The sequence below is a fragment of the Candidatus Chloroploca asiatica genome, assembly GCF_002532075.1.
Classification (GTDB): Bacteria; Chloroflexota; Chloroflexia; order Chloroflexales; family Chloroflexaceae; genus Chloroploca; species Chloroploca asiatica.
On record NZ_LYXE01000110.1, the window covers coordinates 1 to 19,084 of the forward strand.

The following is a 19,084-nucleotide window of genomic DNA, read 5'->3' on the forward strand; positions in this document are numbered from 1 at the left end:
GGCGGGTGCCCTGGCGGGTGCCCTGGCGGGTGCCCTGGCGGGTGCCCTGGCGGGTGCCCTGGCGGGTGCCCTGGCGGGGTGCATACACGGAAGATGCAATCGCCCTGTAGTCTACCTTAGGGCGATGATCCAGATGAGGATGGGTATCTTGATGAAGATAACTGGTATACTGCTGTCATGCATACTATTCGCGGTACGTTGAATAGTATAGTTTAATGAGACGGCAAAAACGAGCCTTCTATAGCAAACATCATGAGTTGGTATAAGCCGTTGTGTGCGTGCTCGCTCCACAAAACACAGCACCTTTCCCTCGAACTATATGGTGACGCAAACCACAACTTGTTGCCACTGTCGCGCCCCCCTCAGCTACACTCGCGAGGGGCGCTGTAAGAAGTGTCGGCGGGTGGTACTCGTGAATCGCCAGTACCTGTTGAGCGGGACTATTTCCTCAGGCGGTTTTGGCACTGTCTTTTATGCACACGATCAGAAGTCACATCGACATGTGGCCGTGAAACAGCTCGTGCCTGGGACGCTTTCGCAGGAAGAGTTGATCAAAAATGAGATCAAGACGATCAGTCAGCGCCTCGCAGGGCTGCGCTTTGTGCCCAGGTTTTACGGGGCCTACCAGGAGGGCTCTGAAGTCTACCTGGTGATGGAGTATATCGAGGGCAAGACGCTCGATCAGGTGCGCGCACTCCCCTGGAAACCCGAGAGTGTCGAGCGCTTTTTGAGCGTCATGCTAGATCAGCTCCAGAAATGCCACGAGCACCAGGTGGTTCATCGCGATCTGAAACCACGCAATATTATCCGTAACAACACAGGCGACTATATCCTGATTGATTTTGGCATTTCCAAACTGGATAATGTGACGCAGAAAATGGCCAAGGGCATTGGAACACCTGATTATGCTTCACCAGAGCAAGCTCAGAGTCAAACGACCAGCTCCCAGAGCGATCTCTACAGTCTGGGCGTGATTGCCTACGAGTTGCTCGTTGGGCAAAGTCCACCCAACGTGTACGCACGCCTCGGTGGTGCTGCGCTTACACCTCCAAGCAGTCACCTCGCCAACGTCCCGCCTCGCCTAGAGAAGACGATCATGGCGTTGCTGCAACTCCGGGCCGCTGATCGCCCGGCCAGCGCCGCGCAAGCGCTGCTGATCCTGCGCGATCCCCCCCCGCTCATCAAGCGCTCGTCAGGGAAACCGATGACGCCCGCCGACATGCTGGCGAGTCTGGTGGTTCTCGTTTTGATGTGCGTGATCATCTTTTTTGTCATTGGAAATGGCCCAGACACGCCTCAGCCGCCACCACTCATCCCCCTGGTCGAACTTCCCTCGGGCCGGCTGGTCTTTGCTTCGGATCGTGAGGGTGGCTACGACCTCTTTCTGGCGGATGCGGGAGGCGGGCCGCCGTGGAACTTGACCCGAAGCCCCCAGGATGAACTGGCCCCCGTCTTTGCGCCTGCTGCGAATTATCTCGTCTACCTCTTCAAGCACAGGGATGCGTATGGCATTGCGCGCCTCGATCTCGCCACGATGGAGCGGCGGGAACTGATGCCGCCGAGTCCAGGCTGGAATTACGGCACGCCGATGCCTTCCCCTGATGGGCGACGCATCGCCTACAATGCCGGGCCACTGGAAAATCTTGATCTCTATGTGATGGATGCAAATGGAAGCAACGCCCGCGTCCTTGCGGCCAGTCCCGGCCAGGACTACCACCCGGCATGGCTTCCCGATGGCACAGCGCTGGTCTATGTGGTGCAGGAACAAACCAGTTCGGCGCTGATGCTTCTGCCGCTCGACGCGAACAGAGCGCCGGTCGAGATCTACCGCACCGAGGGCCGACTCAACGCACCGGCGGTCTCACCCGACGGGCGCATGATCGCTTTTGCGGAGCGTCGCGGCAATGGCGAGAGCAGCATCTATCGCATGTCCGTGCAGGGCGGGCCGGCTGAGCGCGTGACAAACGGGCTCGGCAACGCAGCCACCCCCTCGTGGTCAAGCGACGGGCAACGCCTGATGTTCAGTGCCATGCGCGAAACATCCGACGAGCGCCTGAGCAAGATCTACCTCATCGACCGGGACGGCAGCAACCTCAAACAGATCTTTGCCGACACGGGCAATGACATCTACCCGTATTGGGTGCCTTAAATGCTTGCAAGCTGCGCTTGCTGCATTGCCGAGGAGATAAGAACAGGGAGGGCTTGCCCTCCCTGAGACCCTCCCGACCGTTTTGGTTATGGTCTACTCGTACGGGAAACCGGCAGCAATCCAGGCGCGCATGCCGCCGGCCATGCTGTAGAGTTCAACGTCGAAGCCGTTGGCCGCCAGCATGTTGCACGCGGTCAGGCTCCGGTTGCCAGAACGACAGACGCAGGCAATGGGCTGATCGCTGGGCACTTCGGCCATCCGCGAGGCCAGTTCTTCGACGGGGATTAGCACTGATCCGGGGATGTGTCCGTCGCCCGCGAATTCGGCGGGTGTTCGTACGTCAAGCAGAAAGATTGGGTTGCCGGCGTCAAGCGAGGTCTTGAGTTGCTGAACGCTGATTTCGGCCACCTGCGGAACCTGAGCAGCAGGCGGTGGGGCCGCAGCAGGGGTCGTGGTTGCGCCGCATCCCGCCAACCCAAAGGCGGCCAAGAGCGCAAAGAAGAGAAGCATTGTTCGTCGCATCGATTCATCCTTATCTAGTAGTCTGGGAAGTACATTTTCTGACATGCTCGCAGCCTTGTCATGCTGAGCGCAGCGAAGCATCTCTGCGGGGGCTTCGACAGGCTCAGCCTCCGTCCATTCGCAACGCCCATCGTCCGCCGTTGGCTGAGCTTGTCGAAGCCAAGCCCTATCGCAACGCCCATCGTCCGCCGTTGGCTGAGCTTGTCGAAGCCAAGCCCTATCGCAACGCCCATCGTCCGCCGTTGGCTGAGCTTGTCGAAGCCAAGCCCTATCGCAACGCCCATCGTCCGCCGTTGGCTGAGCTTGTCGAAGCCAAGCCCTATCGCAACGCCCATCGTCCGCCGTTGGCTGAGCTTGTCGAAGCCAAGCCCTAGAGCCGAAAACTTTTGTTACACACTACTAGGCTATTTGAAGGAGCTCATCGTTGTCTCCAGGAATAGTATACACCCCTACGCGCTCGCGCCGGAAGCACTCACTGGTAACCGCACGATGAAACGGGTCGCGCCGGGTTGCGATTGGACCTCGATGGTGCCGTTGTGCTGGGTGATAATCCGGTAGCTTATGTCAAGTCCCAGGCCAGTTCCGGCACCAACGCCTTTGGTGGTGAAAAAGGGCTCAAAAATACGCGGCAAGACGTCGGGGGGAATGCCGGGGCCGTCGTCGGCGATTTCGACCATCGCAAAGTTGTGCTCGCAGCGCGTGATGATCTTGATTGTGCCGCTCCCCTTTAGCGCGTCGGCGGCATTGACGATCAGATTGGTCCAGACTTGGTTCAATTCGCCACCGCGCCCCATGAGCATCGGTAGATCCTGGCTATACTCGTTGATCACCGTGATCCCTTTGAGGCGATGGCGCAGGACGACGAGGGTGTGGGCGAGGTCGCGATTTAGATCAACTTCTTGAATAGGAGCCTGATCCATATACGAGTAGGCTTTCACCGCTGCGACCAGTTCCGCGACACGGCGCGTGCTCAACTCAAGCTCGGCCAGCAGCCCATCAACGGTGGCAGCCTCGGCAATCCAGCCGAGCGTTTCGGTGGACGTGGCTGCATCGAGCCCGCTGATCAGCCCGGCAAGTTCATCAACTGTGACGCCTGCCGCAACAAGCGGGGCCGCCAACGCATACGCCTCGGCAACCCCGTGGTCGTCAAGCCAATCACCCAACTGATCTTCGTAATCGGAGCGTTCGAGGCTCGACAGGGGCGGCAGGTTCTCTTGACGTTCGATCAAGAGAGCCTGAAAGTCCGTCAAGCGCTCAAGCGGTAGGTGGTGATGGTGTACGCCAAGACGCAACGCACGTGCCTGCAGCGAGGGCAACATTTCACGGAGCGAGACCGCAGCGCGGCGCGCGGCCGAAGCCGGGTTGTTCAACTCGTGCGCGAGGCCTGCCGAGAGTTGGCCCAGTGCCGCGAGTTTCTCTTGCTGCTGACGCATCGAGGCAAAGCCGTACATCCGCTGCGACGCGATCTGCAGCACCTTCGACCCAAGCGTTGGAGCCGCCGCAAACATCTGGCGAAAGGCCTGCACCCCCATCACCAGTGCGCGTGATGGCACAATCGCCTGGATCGTCACCATTGACGGCACTGCATTCAAGAGCGAAATCTCGCCGCCAATAATGCCCCGCGGGGTGGTGCCGATGACCTTGCGGGTACCATCGAGCATCCGCGCAATTTGCAGTTCACCCTCAAGCACCACATAAAAACGATCTGCCAGATCGCCTTCATGCATAAAGACCTCACCAACCACAAGCGCCTGCTCGTAGCTATTGGCCAAGACCCACGCAAGCTCATCATCGGTCAGATCCTCGAAGAGGGGCAAACCGGCCAATTCACTGCTCGTAAGCATTGCTGAACCTCATACCGCTAAGTATCCGCAGATTACGCAGATTATGACTTCCCCATCTGCGTAATCTGCGTAATCTGCGGACAATCAGGAAGACTTTGCATCAGCCCTGACCTTCCCCCGACCTAACGCAGACGCGCCAGGTGCTGGTGGACAAACTGCACCGCAATCGAGCCCTCGCCAACCGCCGAGGCTACTCGTTTGACCGAGCCGGCGCGGGCATCGCCGACGACAAAGACGCCAGGCACGCTGCTTTCGAGCAAGAAGGGTTCACGGTCAACATCCCACCCCTTTGGCCGCCGACCATCCTCGAACACCTGTGGCCCGGTTGGAATAAAACCTTGTCGGTCGAGATGAACGATATCGGTCAACCACTCGGTACACGGCATGGCACCGGTAAAGATAAAGAGGGCCGCCGCCGGGCACCGCTCTTCGCTCCCATCCGGGGCACGCACCGTCACCGCCTCGACGTGGTCGCTGCCATGCACCGCATGCACTGTGCTATTGAGGCGAACTTCGATATGAGGGCTCGCCTCAATGCGATCGACGAGGTACTGCGACATCTTGGCCCCCAGCGAGTCGCCGCGCACCAGCATGATCACCCGTTCGGCATACTCAGCCAGATAGATCGCCGCCTGACCCGCCGAGTTCCCAGCCCCCACAATGAAGACCGGCTGCGCCTGGCACGAGAGCGCTTCGGTCAACGAAGCGCCATAGTAGACCCCGGCCCCGGTCAGTTGCTCGACCCCGGGGGCATCGAGTTTGCGGTACGAAAGCCCGACCGCAACCACAACGGCAAAGGTACTGATTTCCGATCCGTCATTCAGCTGAAGAAAGCGGTATGGTCCATCAATGCGCATCCCAATCACCTCGACGGGCGAGAGGATCTCGACGCCAAAACGGCGCGCCTGCGCAACGGCCCGCCGGGCCAGATCGCCCCCGCTGAGACCTGAAGGGAAGCCGAGATAATTCTCGATCCGCGAACTCGTCCCGGCCTGCCCGCCCGGAGCCTCGCGCTCGATCAAGACGGTGCGCAGGCCTTCCGAGGCACCATAGACAGCGGCGGCCAGACCGGCTGGCCCACCGCCGACGATCGCCAGATCATAGTGTGTCTGCGCGGCCTGGCGCAACAGACCGGCCTGATCGGCGAGTTCGGCGACCGTCGGTGCCACCAACCAGCGCCCATCAACGAGGCGCACCAGGGGCAGTGTCGGCGCGGGTTGCCCATACTGTTCGAGCAACTCGTGGGCCTGCGGATCAGTTTCGAGATCAAAATAGAGATAGGGCACATGGTTGCGTGCCAGGAAATCCTTGAGCGCGTGCGCCTCGGGCGACCAGCGATGCCCGAGAAGGCGAATGCCCTCGAAGATCGGGCTATGACTCGCCTGCCACTCTTCCAGCAGATCGTCCAGTACCGGATAGAGTTGCTCTTCGGGGGGATCCCAGGGCTTCAAGAGATAGTAATGCACAGCGGCGCTATTGATCGCCTGGATCGCCGCCTCGGTATCGGCATAGGCCGTCAAGAGCGCCCGACGCGCCTGGGGAAAGAGCGGCAACGCCTGCGCCAGAAACTCAACGCCGCTCATCCCCGGCATACGCTGATCAGCCAGAAAGAGCGCCACCGCCTCACCGCGCTGACGCAACTCACGGGTCGCCTCGAGCGCAGCCGCCCCCGAATCAGCGCGCACAATGCGATACTGTTCCGCATACCGACGCCGTAAATCGCGAGCCACCGCACTGAGCACATTCGGGTCATCATCAACCGTCAAGATAACAGGCTTGGCCATACTTGGTCTTCTCTTTAATCAAGGTGTGGAAACTGCGGTAACTATACCCTCTTTTGCCAGTGCATGGCAAGGGAGGGTGGGTTGGACGGCTTTTTTTGACGCAAAGGCGCAAAGGTTTATTTGCATATTATTCTTTGTGTCTTTGTGTCTTTGCGTCAATCCTCCCCGCCGTCGCTCGCTTCTCGCCCCATGCGGTATTTGATGTCGTAGTTGATGATGAAGTCGAGTTCTTCGTCTGCGTGGTCAGCTCTGTGCAGAAGTCGAGATAGTCATCTGTTACCAATCCGCCTTGGCGTGCCGCGCCCACGTTGGCGTGGTAGAATAAGCTAGCATATGGGCTCGGGAACAATGAACGCTTGGCGCAATCGTTCCTGCGCTCTCTTGATGAACAAGGATCATACGAATGACCAACGAGCAGTGGAGTACCGTCGATCAATACTTCAGCGACATGCTGATGCCACCGGATGCTGCGCTCGAGGCCGCGCTAGCGGCGAGTGACGCTGCGGGCATGCCGACGATCAGTGTTTCGCCGTCCCAAGGCGCATTGCTGTACCTCCTGGCCCGCACGCTGCAGGCGCAGCGCATTCTCGAACTCGGCACACTCGGTGCCTACAGCTCGATCTGGCTGGGGCGAGCATTGCCTCCCGGCGGACAGATGATCACGCTTGAGGCTGATCCAGGCCATGCTGAGGTAGCGCGTACCAACTTGGAGCGTGCCGGGCTGTCCGCCGTCGTCGAGGTGCGCGTCGGTCCGGCGCTGACAACGCTGCCCACGCTGGCGGGGATGCCGCTGTTCGATCTGGTCTTTATCGACGCCGATAAGGCCAACATGCCGGCCTACTTCCGCTGGGCGCGGGCGCTGACCAGGCAAGGCGGCTTGATCATTGCCGACAACGTCGTGCGCCGTGGGGCCGTGGTCGACGCGAACAGCACCGATCCAAATGTGCAAGGCGTACGCACCTTGATCGCCGCGCTGGCTGATGACCCTGGGGTACGTGCGACCGCGCTTCAGACCGTAGGCAGCAAGGGGTACGATGGCCTGGCGCTCGTGCTGGTTACCGGCAAGCCGCTGCCGCCGCCGCGCTGATCAAGGGAGACAATGAAGTGAGGGCGTATGTCAATCACGATTGAGACCGCTGAATTGCCCGCCCTGATCGCCGAAGCAACCGCCGTAAGCGCCGAGTTCGTGCGGCGCTTTGGCCATCTGAATGAAGCGCAGTTGAATTGGCAGCCTAATCCCGAGGAATGGAGCATCGGCTATTGCGTTGAGCATGTGATGACCGTGAATAGATGCTACTTTGCGCCGATTGAGCAGATCCTCGCGGGAACCAGGAAGCCTACCTTCTGGGAGCAGGTGCCGCTGCTGCCGGGGCTGTTTGGCCCGTTGCTCATTCGCGCCTTGGTACCCGGAGCCAAAGGGCGGGTTGAGGCACCGAAGGTCTTCCTTCCGAGCACGACCACTATTTCTGGTGATGTGATGGTGCGTTTTGCCGCCGAGCAGCGTGAACTGATCAGCCTGATGGAGCGCTGCCGCGATCTGGATCTGCGCTCGATCATCATCACGTCGCCTGCGGCATGGTTTGTCACGTACAGTCTCCTTGACACCTTCCGCATCATTGTTGTCCATTTACAGCACCACCTTCATCAGACGTCGCAAATCCTCGCGTTGTCTGAGTTTCCCGGTGCCGGTTTTTGACGCCAAGGCGCAAGGGCGCAGAGGGCTCTTTGCATATGATACTTTGCGCCTCTGCGTCTTTGCGTCAAGACGGGTCAGCTACCCTGTTGCATCAACATACCAGCGGATGCGGTGACGCACTCGGAAGCCGCAGTGCTCAAACACCCTGCGGGCGCTGGGGTTGCTGTCACTGACGCTGAGCAACACGTGACTCAGACCCTCGGCACGCATAGCTTCCAACATCGCCAGGGTCAAGGCCCGTCCAAGGCCGCGCCCGTGCCAGGGCTCGGCCACGCCGATCAGTTCGAGCCAGCCAGGGGGCGTCGGATGGTGCTGCGCCGCGCCTGGGCCGTGCATGCCCAGACAGTAGCCAACCAGTTCGCCCTGCGGGCTGACCGCGATAAGGTCGAGCTGGGGATGGTAGCCCGGCGCGGCCATAAGCTGCTGGCGCTCGCTGATCTGCTTGCGATCGCCAGCAAAGATCGTGCTGTGCAGAGCAGTAGCCGCCGCAAGGTCTTGAGGAGGGGTGAGAGGCCTGATCGTGCAGCCTGACGGCGGACTGGGCGGCGCCAGTGGATCGAGCACCATGCGAACCATGCGCAGCATCTGCCACGGCTCCTCCTCGAAGCCGCTACGCTCAAGCAGATGCACCAATCGCAGGTCGTCGTCGCGCACTGGCACAAAGAGTCCCCCGCCATGGGCCTGCCTCCGCCCCCAGTCGATCAGTGCCGCCTCGATGGCCTCGTCATCGGCACCCGGACGGATCGCCCAGACAAGGACGCTCCCTTCGAGCAGGAGTGACGCCGCTACGAGTTCGTCGTGCTGATCAAACCAGAGCTGCGCACCGCTTGGCTGTGTGAGGGCCGCTGCCAGCATGTGCAAACCAGGCCAGGGATCACCCTGGCCAATAGCCCTAGCCGCCAGCCACAGATCCAGGGTGGCAGCGCGGTCGGCATCACCACGGTAGTTGCGTTGGCTATGGTAAGGCATAGAGATGCTCCAAGCGTATCATGTCTCGAACAGACTCGCTAACTGGCTGAGTTCGACCACTTTCACGTGAATCTCTTCCGGCGACGGGTTGACCACCTGGTATTCAAACAGCAAGAAACTGGTAGAGCCCGCCATGACCTCTGGGGCATTGAACACATCGGTGGAAGCTCCTGCGCGGTCACCCAGCCAAATCGTCGCGCTGGGGTATGTCTGGGCAAAGCCGAGCAGGGCTGCTTGCTGGCTACTGGTGAGTTTGCTGCCATTGTCGGCTGCGAAGGCGGTCGCAAAACTGTCCAGCGGGGCTCTCTTCTGGCTCCAGTTCTCATGACGGAAGACATTGACATGCAAAGGCTGTTCCCGTTTGACCTCTAGCACCAGCCGCGCCGCCGAGACGTAGCTACCGCGCCGCTGTCCCTCATAGTTGTAAGAGGTACGCTTGAAGATGATAGGGACATAGGCGCACAACCGACCATTGGGTAACCGCCCCTCATACCACTGCATCTGCTTGGCCCTGGCCGTTGGCTGCAAGCCCAACCCCTGAGCAATCGCTGCGCTCGCCGCACGTCGCTGCGTGTTGCGGTACACCACAAAACCAACTGATCCGCCAATGACCAGCACCGGCAAACAACACAAAAAGCCCATCCAAAACATCATTGCAAACACATCGTCCATACCAGTTACACCTCACCATCCTGGCTTGCAACGGCTTCCAGCACCGCAGCGAAGGGAACGAGATTGCCGTGGAGACGGAACATCTAGTAACTGATGACCTCCTCGGCCTCGGGTGCTGCGACCCAGATCGCTGCCTGCAGCACCTGGAGCCGCGTTTGCATAGCGGCCGGGAAGATCGGTTCGGTATGGCGCTCCATCTTGTATTTCCACCTCTAGTCTACCACGCTCCTGCCGAAACAGCGGGCCACCCCATGCCGTGCAGCAGAGCTGATGCAAAGTCCCGGTAGGGTTCGATAGTGTCCGCAGATGACGCAGATGATCAGGAGGACGTTGCATCAGCCAGGGGCCGGGCGATCCTCGTCCGACCTGTCAGGTGGGACGAGGATTGCCCGCTCGGTTTAACGCAGAGGCGCAAAGGCGCAGAAGCGCAGAGAGGTGGTGCGCCAACCTCTACGTCTCCCCGCCTCGGCGGCTCTGCGTTACCATAAGCAAGCCAGGGCGCACAGACACGGCGCTGCTTGCGTCGCCGCGAGGCCCCGCCCTCAGCGAGGAATCGTTGGCATCGGTGCTTGGAAGATTAGTTATGCAATCGCCTTCGCAGAGGACTTCATTCTCACTTGACAAAAGTATCTCTACGTCGTATATACTTGTCCTACCGCCACTGTGGTCGCATCTGTCATGTCTTTCTCGATGGCTACCAGATGACGCCTCTTCATTTTTAACCAGCGCAGCCAACGAAAAAAACGCCCATGCGCAACATCTCAGAGCTTATCTCTTTCATAAAAAGCACAATGTCGATGACTGACGTGTATCAGCCCGCAGTCATCCTGCATTTGCTTGAGCGAGGTGGCACATCGACGAGGGCTGAATTAGCCAAAACGTTAAGTGGCTATGATGAGGGCGTGCAGGCGTATTACGACAAAATTTTGATGCGTTGGCCAAAAATAACGCTGACGAAACATAATATCGTCCCCAAAAGCCAGGCTGACAAGCACGGTTATGTGGCAAAAGACAATATCATGATGCCCGTCGATGACGAAAGAAATCTTCAGGCGCTTTGCTACCGCTGCAACAGGGCGAAACGCGATCAAGACGCAACTGATTTTAGGCAGCCGCGCAGCGGAATTATTCGGGACCAATCCGTTGCATATGTTGCAGGCGTGGCACATACGGCCCGGAAACTCGAAGGGATTGAGTTGAGAGACAAACTCCTCGAAAAACTCGTTGGCGATCATGCCCGCCTGATCGATCAAGACAGCGAAGAGCAGCTTGATATTCGCATTACCGACATGATTGAGACATTGCTCGCGATAGCCCAAGGTGAAGGCAAGACCGAGAGCGAATTGCTGGAATTGATCAAGCAGCGCCGGGAAGAACTGGGGAGATTGGATACCGGTTTGTATTTGGATGACAATGTGGCATGAAAAGCCGGCTCGATCTTTGTTTCAGGAGTATCGTTTTGAAGAATGAAATCAGGGAATGCCGACTTCAGTGGGCGGGGGCAGCGCCGCTGGCGGCGGCTCTCCACCTGCGCGAGCGCCTCGCAGGGCGGAAGGTCGGCCTGGTTTGCTCAGGCGGGAACAGCTCGCTCGTCCACCTGCGCCAGGCCCTCAAGGAGGGATGAAGATGGTTACTGAGCGGCCCGATCCCGAGCCAGACGCTCTGCTGATCACGACCTTCGCACCCGGATTGACCCAGTATCTGCCAAACACGGCCGCGCTGCTCGACACGGCCAACCTTGTGCTCCACCCGGCAGTCGAGCGCCTGGTTCTCTCTGGGTCCCGCGGGATCGGCGGGAGACCACGCCCTGAGTCAGACCTTGATGTGAGTCTGATCATTGCCGCTACGGCGCTACCTGCCGCTGAGCCTGCACGCGAGCAATTGCTGCGCAGCGTCTTGGAGGTCACCCTGTCGAGGTGGCAAGGCGCCGTGGAGTGCGACCTGGCAGCGATCTTCCCTGTGCATACCTGTGGACTGCGCTGCTTCACCGGTTTGCAGCACGCGCCGCCGCTGTGCGCCCACCCGCTAGGCTGTCGCTTCGGCATCTTCAAACTCCAGAAGGGCTTTGATGGCTACGTGCCCTGGGAGGGCGTCGATCTGAAGCGCCTGTACCCAATCCTAGAAATCTGGCAGCGCGCGGGCGGCCCGCCGGCCTAGGTGCAATACCTTGCAAATAAGGTGGTTATTTTGACGCAAAGGCGCAAAGTTTTTAGCGTAGGTGAGCAACCCTGCGCAACTTCGCGCCTTTGCGTCAAAAAGCCGGTCTGGGTTGAGTAGCCTGATCGCCTATGATGTGCTTTCTTACCTCGCGGCGGGCATGACGCCCCAGGATATTTTGCATGACTTTCCCTACCTCACCGCAGAGGATATTCAGGCGTGTCTCAGCTATGCCGCTGACCGGGAGCGTCATCTGCTTGTGGCCCACGCATGAAACTGCTCTTTGATCATAATCTCTCGCCTTCAGCGATATGAGCGTGCTGTGCGAGTTTCCGCCTAGAGTAATCTGGCTGCGGCTTTCGTCAACCAACTCTTCCTCGTCCACCAAGGCCTCGCCCAACCCCACAAGTTCACCTGATAGTCTGGGAACTACATTTCCCGGTAGCGCCGCCGACCACGACGAACCCTCACGAAGAGACGAAGACAGGCGTGGTGACGCACGTCTTCGTTGCTTCGTGGCCCCCATTCGTGGACGGCTGAGGACGCCAGAAAGCTTCATTCACAAACCAGTAAACTTGCCGGCACGGGCCGCGCCAAAGCCGGCCAAACAAGCCTCGTTTGCGACCATGCAACCCCAAATTGAGAGGAAATTACGAGGAAGCAGCGTAGCAGATCTGCTATGCTACGCTAGATGTTTTCATCCGCAGGGAATGGGGTGCCTATGAAGCGGTCAGAGCATGTGCTTATTAGTATCGAAGCCGCAGCATCAGAAATTAATAAAACTACGAATCTTGATCAGGTCTTGTTGCAGATCTGTCAGGGTGCTGTGCAACTCTTCGATGTTGATCATAGCGGGCTCGTGCTTTTTGATAACGATGGTGATAGTGGCAAGGTCGTGGCTGAATTCCCTGATCTGGGGACGCTCGGAACGCGGATCCCAGTACGCGGCATTCCTGCCGAAGAGCGGCTCATCTATCAGCAAGAACCGATCTTGCTCAATGCCGTGCCCGAGACACCCCCGGCAGAACTTGGTTCTGTGGCCCAGACCTTTGCGAGCTTTGCGATTCGTGCGATCCTCGTGGTACCCGTGGTCAGCCAGGACCGCGTCATTGGCTCGTTTAGTCTCGATGCGATCGAACGTGCGTATACCTTTACCGATGAGGATATTGATTTGTGCCGCGTCTTTGCCGCACATATTGCGAATGCCCTCGATAAGGCCAGGCTTGTACGTGAAGTTCAACAGCACGCGGAACAGGCCGCAATGCTGCGGACGATGACCACTGCCCTTACCTCTGAGTACGATCAGCGGCTCTTGCTTGAGTTGATTGTGATGCAGGCGGCACAACAGTTGCATGCCCACGGTGGCGGAATCTATGTCTATGATGCGCACCAGCAGACGTTTGCTCTCGGTGGGGTCTATGGGCATGCCGATTCCCCGCTGGCGGCTACTGTACATCAACACGAAGGCATCGTTGGCATGCTGGTCACCGAAGATCTCCCCTTCCTGATTGTCTCTGATTATGCCAACTGGACCGAACGGGTCAGCACCTATCACGATGTGAGCCCCTTCGAGGCGGTGATTGCGGTGCCAATTCGCTGGCAGATGCAGCCCGTTGGGGTACTCTTTGTTGATGCCGAACGTGGGCGCGTCTTTACGACCCAGGATGCCAGTCTGTTGCGCTTGTTTGCTGATTATGCCGCCCTTGCCCTTGGCAATGCGCTTTTGCATCATACCCGCGAGGTCACGGCGGCGCAGCTCGAACACGTGCTCACCGGTCTCGAAACGCTTGTGCAGACGATGCGTGGCCCGGGCCTTGACGAACAGGTGCCGTCCATCGCCAATCAGCTTGCGACACCGCCGCCGCTGCCCGAACCGCCCCTTCCCTTGCCCAAACAACGCGACGAGGATCCCCAACTCACGCAGCGGATCAACCAACTCTTTGCCAATGTCCGCACGACGCTCATCCGCCCGACCGCCGCCCCGCCCCAAGCCACACCCGACACTGGTTGGCCGGCGCTCGTCGCTCAGGCTCCCGGGGCCATGCTGCTGACCAATCACGCCGGTAAACTGATTGCCGCATCACCCTGTGCCGCCCTTTTGCTGGGCTACACCGAGGCAACCCTCGCTGAACAGACCCTCGCCGACCTTATGGTTGATTCTCAAGCCATGCCGCGTCTAATGCGCTCACTCGCTAGCAAGCCTGATACGTGCCACGTTGAAGAGATCGGGTTCTACAACGCTCGCCACGAAGCACTGCCGGTCAAGCTGCGTGCGCGCCAGTGTCGCCTCCCGGGGGAAGCGCAAAACGGGATCATCATCACGTTCGAAGAATTGCGCCCCCTGCAAACAGCGCAGACCCACCACGCGTTGCTCGTGCAGGCTAGCAAATTGCTCACGATGGCCGATGGCCTGCCTGAGGCCTTGCGGAGCCTCGGCGATGGACTGGTGAAGAGCCTGAATCTGGCCTGCTGCCGGATCTATCTTGCCGACACCGCTGAACAACTGATCCTCCAGGCAAGTCAGGCCGTGCCCGGCCTATCCTGGCATCCCGGTCTCGGGACAACGATGGTAATCAACGCATGGCCCGAATTAGCCAGTGCCGTTCAGCAGACGGGGCTTACCGTGATCAATCAGCCTCAGACATGGGGCCGCCAAACCGGGCTTCCCTCTAGTGTGCGCAGCGTCGTGCTGATGCCCCTGCGCCATCGTGATGGTCTGGTGGGTCTGCTTGAACTAGGACGAGGCGTGGCTACGCCCACGTCAGATTTTGCCGAAGCCGATCGTGCCTTGATCGAGGATCTTGCCACCCATACGGCCCCGCTAATCGACCGCATCCGCCAGCAAGAACTGAACGAATACCATCAGAACCGGCTCGATCAGATGGAACGCGCTGTCCGCACGTTGCGGGCCGATCATGATGCGAGTCAACTGCGCAATGAAATCCTCCGGCTGGCCGTCGATATGTTGCGCCAGACGATGGGCGTCTTTTATCTGGTACGGCCCCACCTCGGTGAAATCGAAATCGCCCACGTCTGTGGCTTACCCGAAGCCCTGCTCGGCTATGTGCAGCAGGCCAACATCGGGCTGGCTGGGCGTGTGGTCCAAAGCGGTGCGCCCCTAGTCAGCGCTTCCTTTGCCGATGACCCGGCTGATCCACTGGCCCTCTATCGCTGGCACAACGCGTATGCCGCACCCATCGAGTGCGGGGGTGAACTGGTCGGCGTCGTGCTGGTCGGGGGCGTACGCCGCGATAACGCCCGGCAAACGATCGACCTGACGGTGCTGAAGCGCTTTGTCTGGCAAGCCGCCTCGGTCTTGCAAACCGCCCAGTTGTCAGGTCGTGAACAGCGCGTTGTCTGGCGCATGGCCCTGCTCGGCCAGTTGAGTCGCTTTTGCCAGGAAACCACCCAGAAAGACCTGATGTTGCATGCCTTTCTGACCGCGATTACCGCTGGCTACGGGCTACGCTTCAATCGTGGCATGGTCTTTCTGGTCAATGAACGCCAGGATTATCTGATCGGACACATGGGCATCGGCCATGTCAGCCTTGAAGAGGCCAACGAGGATTGGGCAACCCTTGAACAGGATGGGATGACGACCTTCCAGACCTATCTGGAGCACCTGAGCACGCAGGAATTGCCGCCCACACCGCTCTTTGCGCGCATCAATGCGCTGCGCATCCCGCTCACACGTGATGAGCCCGACCTGCTACGCACGATTCTGCTTGAACCACGTACGATCACGCTGGCTGGCAGCGAACTCGATCATTTCTTGCCGCCACACCTGCTCGATGTGCTGACACCTCGCGGGCCAACGGCGATCGCGCCGCTGATGGTCGGTGACAAGATCCAAGGCATGGTCATCGTTGACAATGCCTTTACCCAGGCCACCATCACCAAAGATGATAGTGAAGCGTTGCTGACCTTTGCCCACACCATCGCCGTAGCCCTCAAAAACCAGAATCTGGTCAGCCAGTATCAAGCAACCCAACAGAGCCTCCATACCCTGCTCGAAGGGAGCCATAAAGCGGTCTCGGGGGGAGCAGAAACCCCAGAACAAGTACTGAAAGCTGCGGTCCACCAGGTCTGTGCGGTCGTTGAGGCAATGTGGGTCAGCATCATCCTGATCAATGATCTCGGTGAAGTGACCCGCGCCATCTCGAGCCGCGACGGCATCTTTGAAGCACAGTCCATCGTGCGTGAAGATGGAGTTTCGATGGAGGTGCTGCGGAGTGGTGAGCCCCAGATTTTTGATCAGACGATGCAGTACCAGGATCGCTTGCAACCGGTCATTTTCAAGCGTGGCGTTGGTGCCGCAGCCTGTTTGCCCTTGATGATAGGCGAACGGCGTTTTGGGGTGCTCTGGATCCATTGGCACGAAGCCCACCCGAGTCTACCCGCCGAGCTTGAAGCGGTGCGCCTCTATCTGAATCAGGTGGCGCTGGCCTATCAACACGCCGCCCAGATCAGGCTGCTCGAGCAGATCCGGCATGCCGCCGAAGGCATCGGTGGGGCCGAGACCTGGCATGATGTGCTTGAGCAGGTCGCCCGCCACGGGTGCATCCTGCTTGGCGGCACCGCAGCCGTCGTCTGGTCATACGATGCAGCCAGTGGGCAGATCGAGCCAGCCCGCTCGGCTGGCTACCAACTGGCGCGCGATGTCTGGCATCAACTCAAGTTGCAGCCCCCTCGTACCGATCGCCTGCTCAATCAGGCCCTGAGTGGAGGATGGTACGCCGAGTCGGATCTCCGCGGCCCGGTGGGAGCCACAGCCCCCGATCAACCAATGGCGCTCTTGCTTGAACAGACCAGTGCCCGTGCCCTGCAAATCGTAGCGTTGCAACATCGTGGGATCCTGCTCGGTCTCCTGACCGTCGTCTATAAACGACCGCAACGCTTCGCCGCCGAAGACCGGAACAAGGCCCGGCTCTTTGCCAACTCGGCAGCGATGGTGCTCAGCAAAGCTGCGCTCTTCGATCGGCTGCGGCTCTCGCAGGGTCGCCTCGATGCCGCCCAAGAAACCATGCGCCTCGTGACCAGTGCCAGTATGCTTGAACATCCCGAAGAGGCGCTGCGTTCGATTGTCGAAGGAGTCAGAACCCTCCTCAATGCCGATACGGCGGTCATCTATGTCTGTGACGCCAAACAACGCCAACTGACCTATCCCCCGGTGGCAAGCGGGGTGCTCGATCCGCGCAGTGTGGCCCAGAAAGTGCGGGTGCTCCGCGAATCCCTGGTTGCCCAGGTGATCCATCACGACGGGGTCTTGATCATCGATGATGTGAGTACCGATCCGCGCTTTGGGATTTCCCATTTTGTGCGCCGCGAAGAGATTGTCGCGACGATTGCAACCCCGCTGATCTGTGGCACCATGCGCGTCGGGGCGCTCTTTGTGAGTTACCGCAAGCCACACCCGTTTAGCGCCGAAGAGCTTGAGCATCTGACCCTGCTCGCCAACCAGGCAGCTATTGCGATCCGAAGTGATCAGTGTTATCGTGAACGTGAGCGCCAACGCTCAACCTTTGAAGCCCTGCGCCAGGCCGGCCATGCCGTCGCTGCTTCGCTTGTCCACACCACACCCAACCCGGCCTCGCTGCAACTGACCCTCGACTGCATCGCCGAGCAATCGCTCTTGCTGATCTCGCCCGAAGTGCGCGACCGGAGTTTCAGCCACTTGGCGATGGTCGAAGGCAATTATCTGCGGTTCACCGCGGCCCATCCGGGAAGCTATCTGGAGCAACTGCACCATCAGGTTGGCAAGATTGATCTGGACGGACCTCAGATTGGGATCACGGGGCGCACCGTGCAACGCAAAGAGGTCATTCGCATTGATCATGTTCAGTATGATGCCGATTATCTTAGCTACGATCCCGCCGTGACCTCCGAATTAGCTGTGCCAATCAAACTGGGCAACCAGGTCTTCGGTGTCATCAACCTGGAACATCCCAGTGAGGCCGCCTTCGATGAGGAAGATGAGCACGCGTTGCAGTTGCTGGCCGATTATGCCGCAACTGCCTTGCAACACAACCGCCTCTATGCGTGTCTCGAACTGGTCCAAGAGATGGGCCGTCGGGTCGCGATGAACCAGCCGATTGACCTCTTCCTCCACCAGCTCTGCCATCGCCTCGCAACCGAAATCTTCCGCGGGTGCCTGGTTTCCGTTCGCCTGGCCGCTCACCACCATGATGAACGCCCGGTGCTTACCTTCAAGCCAACCTGGAGTTCACCGCAGAGCCACGGGGGGACGATCACACAAGCCTTTGGCGAAGGCATCTGTGGGTATGTGGCCGTACAGCGCCGTGTGGTCAATTGCCCCAACGTCCATCAACTTGAAGGTGAACCAGACTATCTTGACCTCGTGCCCGACAAGCCCTTCCGCACGGTCTCGGAACTCTGTGTCCCTATCACCTGGGGCAATGAGCAAGAAGACCTGCTCGGGGTCATTGATGTGCAAAGCCCGCGGCAGGCCGCCTTTGCTCACGATGATGAACAATTGCTTGGCATTATCGCCGGGCAAATTGCGTCAGCACTGCACAACGCCGACCATATCGAGGCCCTCTCTTCGATGCGAGGCATCGTCGGCGGGCGCACCAGCCTCGAATGGATGCGGACAATGGTGAATGTCTGGCGCCACGAAATCGAAGATTATGCCCAGAATATCCGCAACCAGGTGCAGGGGGCCGCAATGCGGCCTCCCGCAGGCCAGTCGTTCGAGGCCTGGATCAAGGTGCGTCTCGGTGAAATTGATGTCAATGCCCGACGAATCCTTGATCGCTCGCTAACCCCGGCCCTCAAAGCCGACGAAGGCGTGCAAACAACCCCGCTTGATGATTTTGTCCGTCGCTGTGTCAACAAACTCTGGATTCTCGAACGATATACCGCGACGATTGCCTCACCACAACTTGATCTGCATGCCCAGGCGAGTGTGCAAGTGAATCAAGAACTTTTACGCATTGCGATCGAAATGCTGATCCGTAATGCAATTGACGCGATGCGTGAGGCACCGACGCGCCATCTGCGCCTTGCCACCCGGCGCAGCGATCGGCATGTCCAGTTGACAGTCGAAGACAGTGGCCCCGGCATCCCACCAGCCATCAAGCCGCTCATCTTCAAAGAGCAGGTCTTACGTCCCGAGGGGGGCCGCGTCGGGGGCACCGGGTTGATGATGGTACGCGCCATTATTGAGGCGTATGGGGGACGGGTTGATCTGGTCAAGACCGGGCCCGAGGGTACGACGATGATGCTTGAGTTGCCCATCGAGGAGTCAACATAAGCGAAGCGACCGCAGGAG

Annotated in this window: 13 protein-coding genes; 8 read left to right on the top strand and 5 right to left on the bottom strand. The window is 59.3% G+C overall.

What is annotated here, in order from left to right:
• The first annotated feature begins 319 nt into the window (after nt 1-319).
• A complete protein-coding gene (locus tag A9Q02_RS14190) occupies nt 320-2,149 on the top strand; it encodes a protein kinase domain-containing protein (protein ID WP_097653744.1) in 1,830 nt (609 codons plus the stop codon).
• A 93-nt stretch (nt 2,150-2,242) separates the two neighbouring features.
• Here A9Q02_RS14190 and A9Q02_RS14195 read toward each other — a convergent pair whose 3' ends face one another.
• The gene (locus A9Q02_RS14195; RefSeq protein WP_245860552.1) at nt 2,243-2,671 is read right to left on the bottom strand and encodes a rhodanese-like domain-containing protein; all 429 of its coding nucleotides are present in this window, start codon (nt 2,669-2,671) and stop codon (nt 2,243-2,245) included.
• 140 nt (nt 2,672-2,811) lie between these two features.
• Between A9Q02_RS14195 and A9Q02_RS14200 the strand changes: the two genes are divergently transcribed.
• Nucleotides 2,812-3,045, top strand: a complete 234-nt coding sequence (locus tag A9Q02_RS14200; protein WP_097653745.1) for a hypothetical protein — start codon at nt 2,812-2,814, stop codon at nt 3,043-3,045.
• Between the two features lie 75 nt (nt 3,046-3,120).
• On the opposite strand, the gene A9Q02_RS14205 is transcribed toward A9Q02_RS14200, so the two are convergent.
• Both A9Q02_RS14205 and A9Q02_RS14210 read right to left on the bottom strand, forming a co-directional pair.
• The gene (locus A9Q02_RS14205; protein ID WP_097653746.1) at nt 3,121-4,515 is read right to left on the bottom strand and encodes a sensor histidine kinase; all 1,395 of its coding nucleotides are present in this window, start codon (nt 4,513-4,515) and stop codon (nt 3,121-3,123) included.
• Between the two features lie 122 nt (nt 4,516-4,637).
• Nucleotides 4,638-6,299, bottom strand: a complete 1,662-nt coding sequence (locus tag A9Q02_RS14210) for a response regulator (RefSeq protein ID WP_097653747.1) — start codon at nt 6,297-6,299, stop codon at nt 4,638-4,640.
• Between the two features lie 403 nt (nt 6,300-6,702).
• Here A9Q02_RS14210 and A9Q02_RS14215 point away from each other — a divergent pair, with 403 nt between their 5' ends.
• Nucleotides 6,703-7,386, top strand: coding sequence for an O-methyltransferase (locus A9Q02_RS14215; protein WP_097653748.1), 684 nt, complete (start codon nt 6,703-6,705; stop codon nt 7,384-7,386).
• 27 nt (nt 7,387-7,413) lie between these two features.
• Entirely contained in the window at nt 7,414-7,995 is a 582-nt protein-coding gene (locus A9Q02_RS14220; protein ID WP_097653749.1) for a DinB family protein, read from the top strand.
• A 78-nt stretch (nt 7,996-8,073) separates the two neighbouring features.
• Here A9Q02_RS14220 and A9Q02_RS14225 read toward each other — a convergent pair whose 3' ends face one another.
• Nucleotides 8,074-8,964, bottom strand: coding sequence for a GNAT family N-acetyltransferase (locus A9Q02_RS14225; RefSeq protein WP_097653750.1), 891 nt, complete (start codon nt 8,962-8,964; stop codon nt 8,074-8,076).
• 18 nt (nt 8,965-8,982) lie between these two features.
• A complete protein-coding gene (locus tag A9Q02_RS14230) occupies nt 8,983-9,636 on the bottom strand; it encodes a hypothetical protein (protein WP_097653751.1) in 654 nt (217 codons plus the stop codon).
• A 749-nt stretch (nt 9,637-10,385) separates the two neighbouring features.
• Here A9Q02_RS14230 and A9Q02_RS14235 point away from each other — a divergent pair.
• The 4 genes from A9Q02_RS14235 to A9Q02_RS14255 all read left to right on the top strand — a co-directional run bounded on the left by A9Q02_RS14235 (nt 10,386) and on the right by A9Q02_RS14255 (nt 19,066).
• Complete coding sequence (locus A9Q02_RS14235; RefSeq protein ID WP_097653752.1) at nt 10,386-11,060, top strand: hypothetical protein; 675 nt, start codon at nt 10,386-10,388, stop codon at nt 11,058-11,060.
• A gap of 202 nt (nt 11,061-11,262) precedes the next feature.
• The gene (locus tag A9Q02_RS14245; protein ID WP_097653754.1) at nt 11,263-11,793 is read left to right on the top strand and encodes a hypothetical protein; all 531 of its coding nucleotides are present in this window, start codon (nt 11,263-11,265) and stop codon (nt 11,791-11,793) included.
• A 61-nt stretch (nt 11,794-11,854) separates the two neighbouring features.
• Nucleotides 11,855-12,067 carry a DUF433 domain-containing protein gene (locus tag A9Q02_RS14250; RefSeq protein WP_245860553.1) on the top strand — a complete coding sequence of 71 codons (213 nt, stop codon included), beginning with the start codon at nt 11,855-11,857 and terminating at the stop codon, nt 12,065-12,067.
• 447 nt (nt 12,068-12,514) lie between these two features.
• Nucleotides 12,515-19,066: a GAF domain-containing protein gene (locus tag A9Q02_RS14255; RefSeq protein ID WP_172450989.1), complete on the top strand. Its 6,552-nt coding sequence runs from the start codon at nt 12,515-12,517 to the stop codon at nt 19,064-19,066.
• Nucleotides 19,067-19,084: the final 18 nt, after the last annotated feature.

Bases quoted from the DNA above. Each gene is read 5' to 3' on its own strand.
- A9Q02_RS14205 (WP_097653746.1), bottom strand. From the start codon at position 4,515: ATGCTTACGAGCAGTGAATTGGCCGGTTTGCCCCTCTTCGAGGATCTG.
- A9Q02_RS14255 (WP_172450989.1), top strand. From the start codon at position 12,515: ATGAAGCGGTCAGAGCATGTGCTTATTAGTATCGAAGCCGCAGCATCA.
- A9Q02_RS14190 (WP_097653744.1), top strand. From the start codon at position 320: ATGGTGACGCAAACCACAACTTGTTGCCACTGTCGCGCCCCCCTCAGC.
- A9Q02_RS14225 (WP_097653750.1), bottom strand. From the start codon at position 8,964: ATGCCTTACCATAGCCAACGCAACTACCGTGGTGATGCCGACCGCGCT.
- A9Q02_RS14245 (WP_097653754.1), top strand. From the start codon at position 11,263: ATGGTTACTGAGCGGCCCGATCCCGAGCCAGACGCTCTGCTGATCACG.
- A9Q02_RS14195 (WP_245860552.1), bottom strand. From the start codon at position 2,671: ATGCGACGAACAATGCTTCTCTTCTTTGCGCTCTTGGCCGCCTTTGGG.
- A9Q02_RS14235 (WP_097653752.1), top strand. From the start codon at position 10,386: ATGCGCAACATCTCAGAGCTTATCTCTTTCATAAAAAGCACAATGTCG.
- A9Q02_RS14220 (WP_097653749.1), top strand. From the start codon at position 7,414: ATGTCAATCACGATTGAGACCGCTGAATTGCCCGCCCTGATCGCCGAA.
- A9Q02_RS14210 (WP_097653747.1), bottom strand. From the start codon at position 6,299: ATGGCCAAGCCTGTTATCTTGACGGTTGATGATGACCCGAATGTGCTC.
- A9Q02_RS14230 (WP_097653751.1), bottom strand. From the start codon at position 9,636: ATGGACGATGTGTTTGCAATGATGTTTTGGATGGGCTTTTTGTGTTGT.
- A9Q02_RS14215 (WP_097653748.1), top strand. From the start codon at position 6,703: ATGACCAACGAGCAGTGGAGTACCGTCGATCAATACTTCAGCGACATG.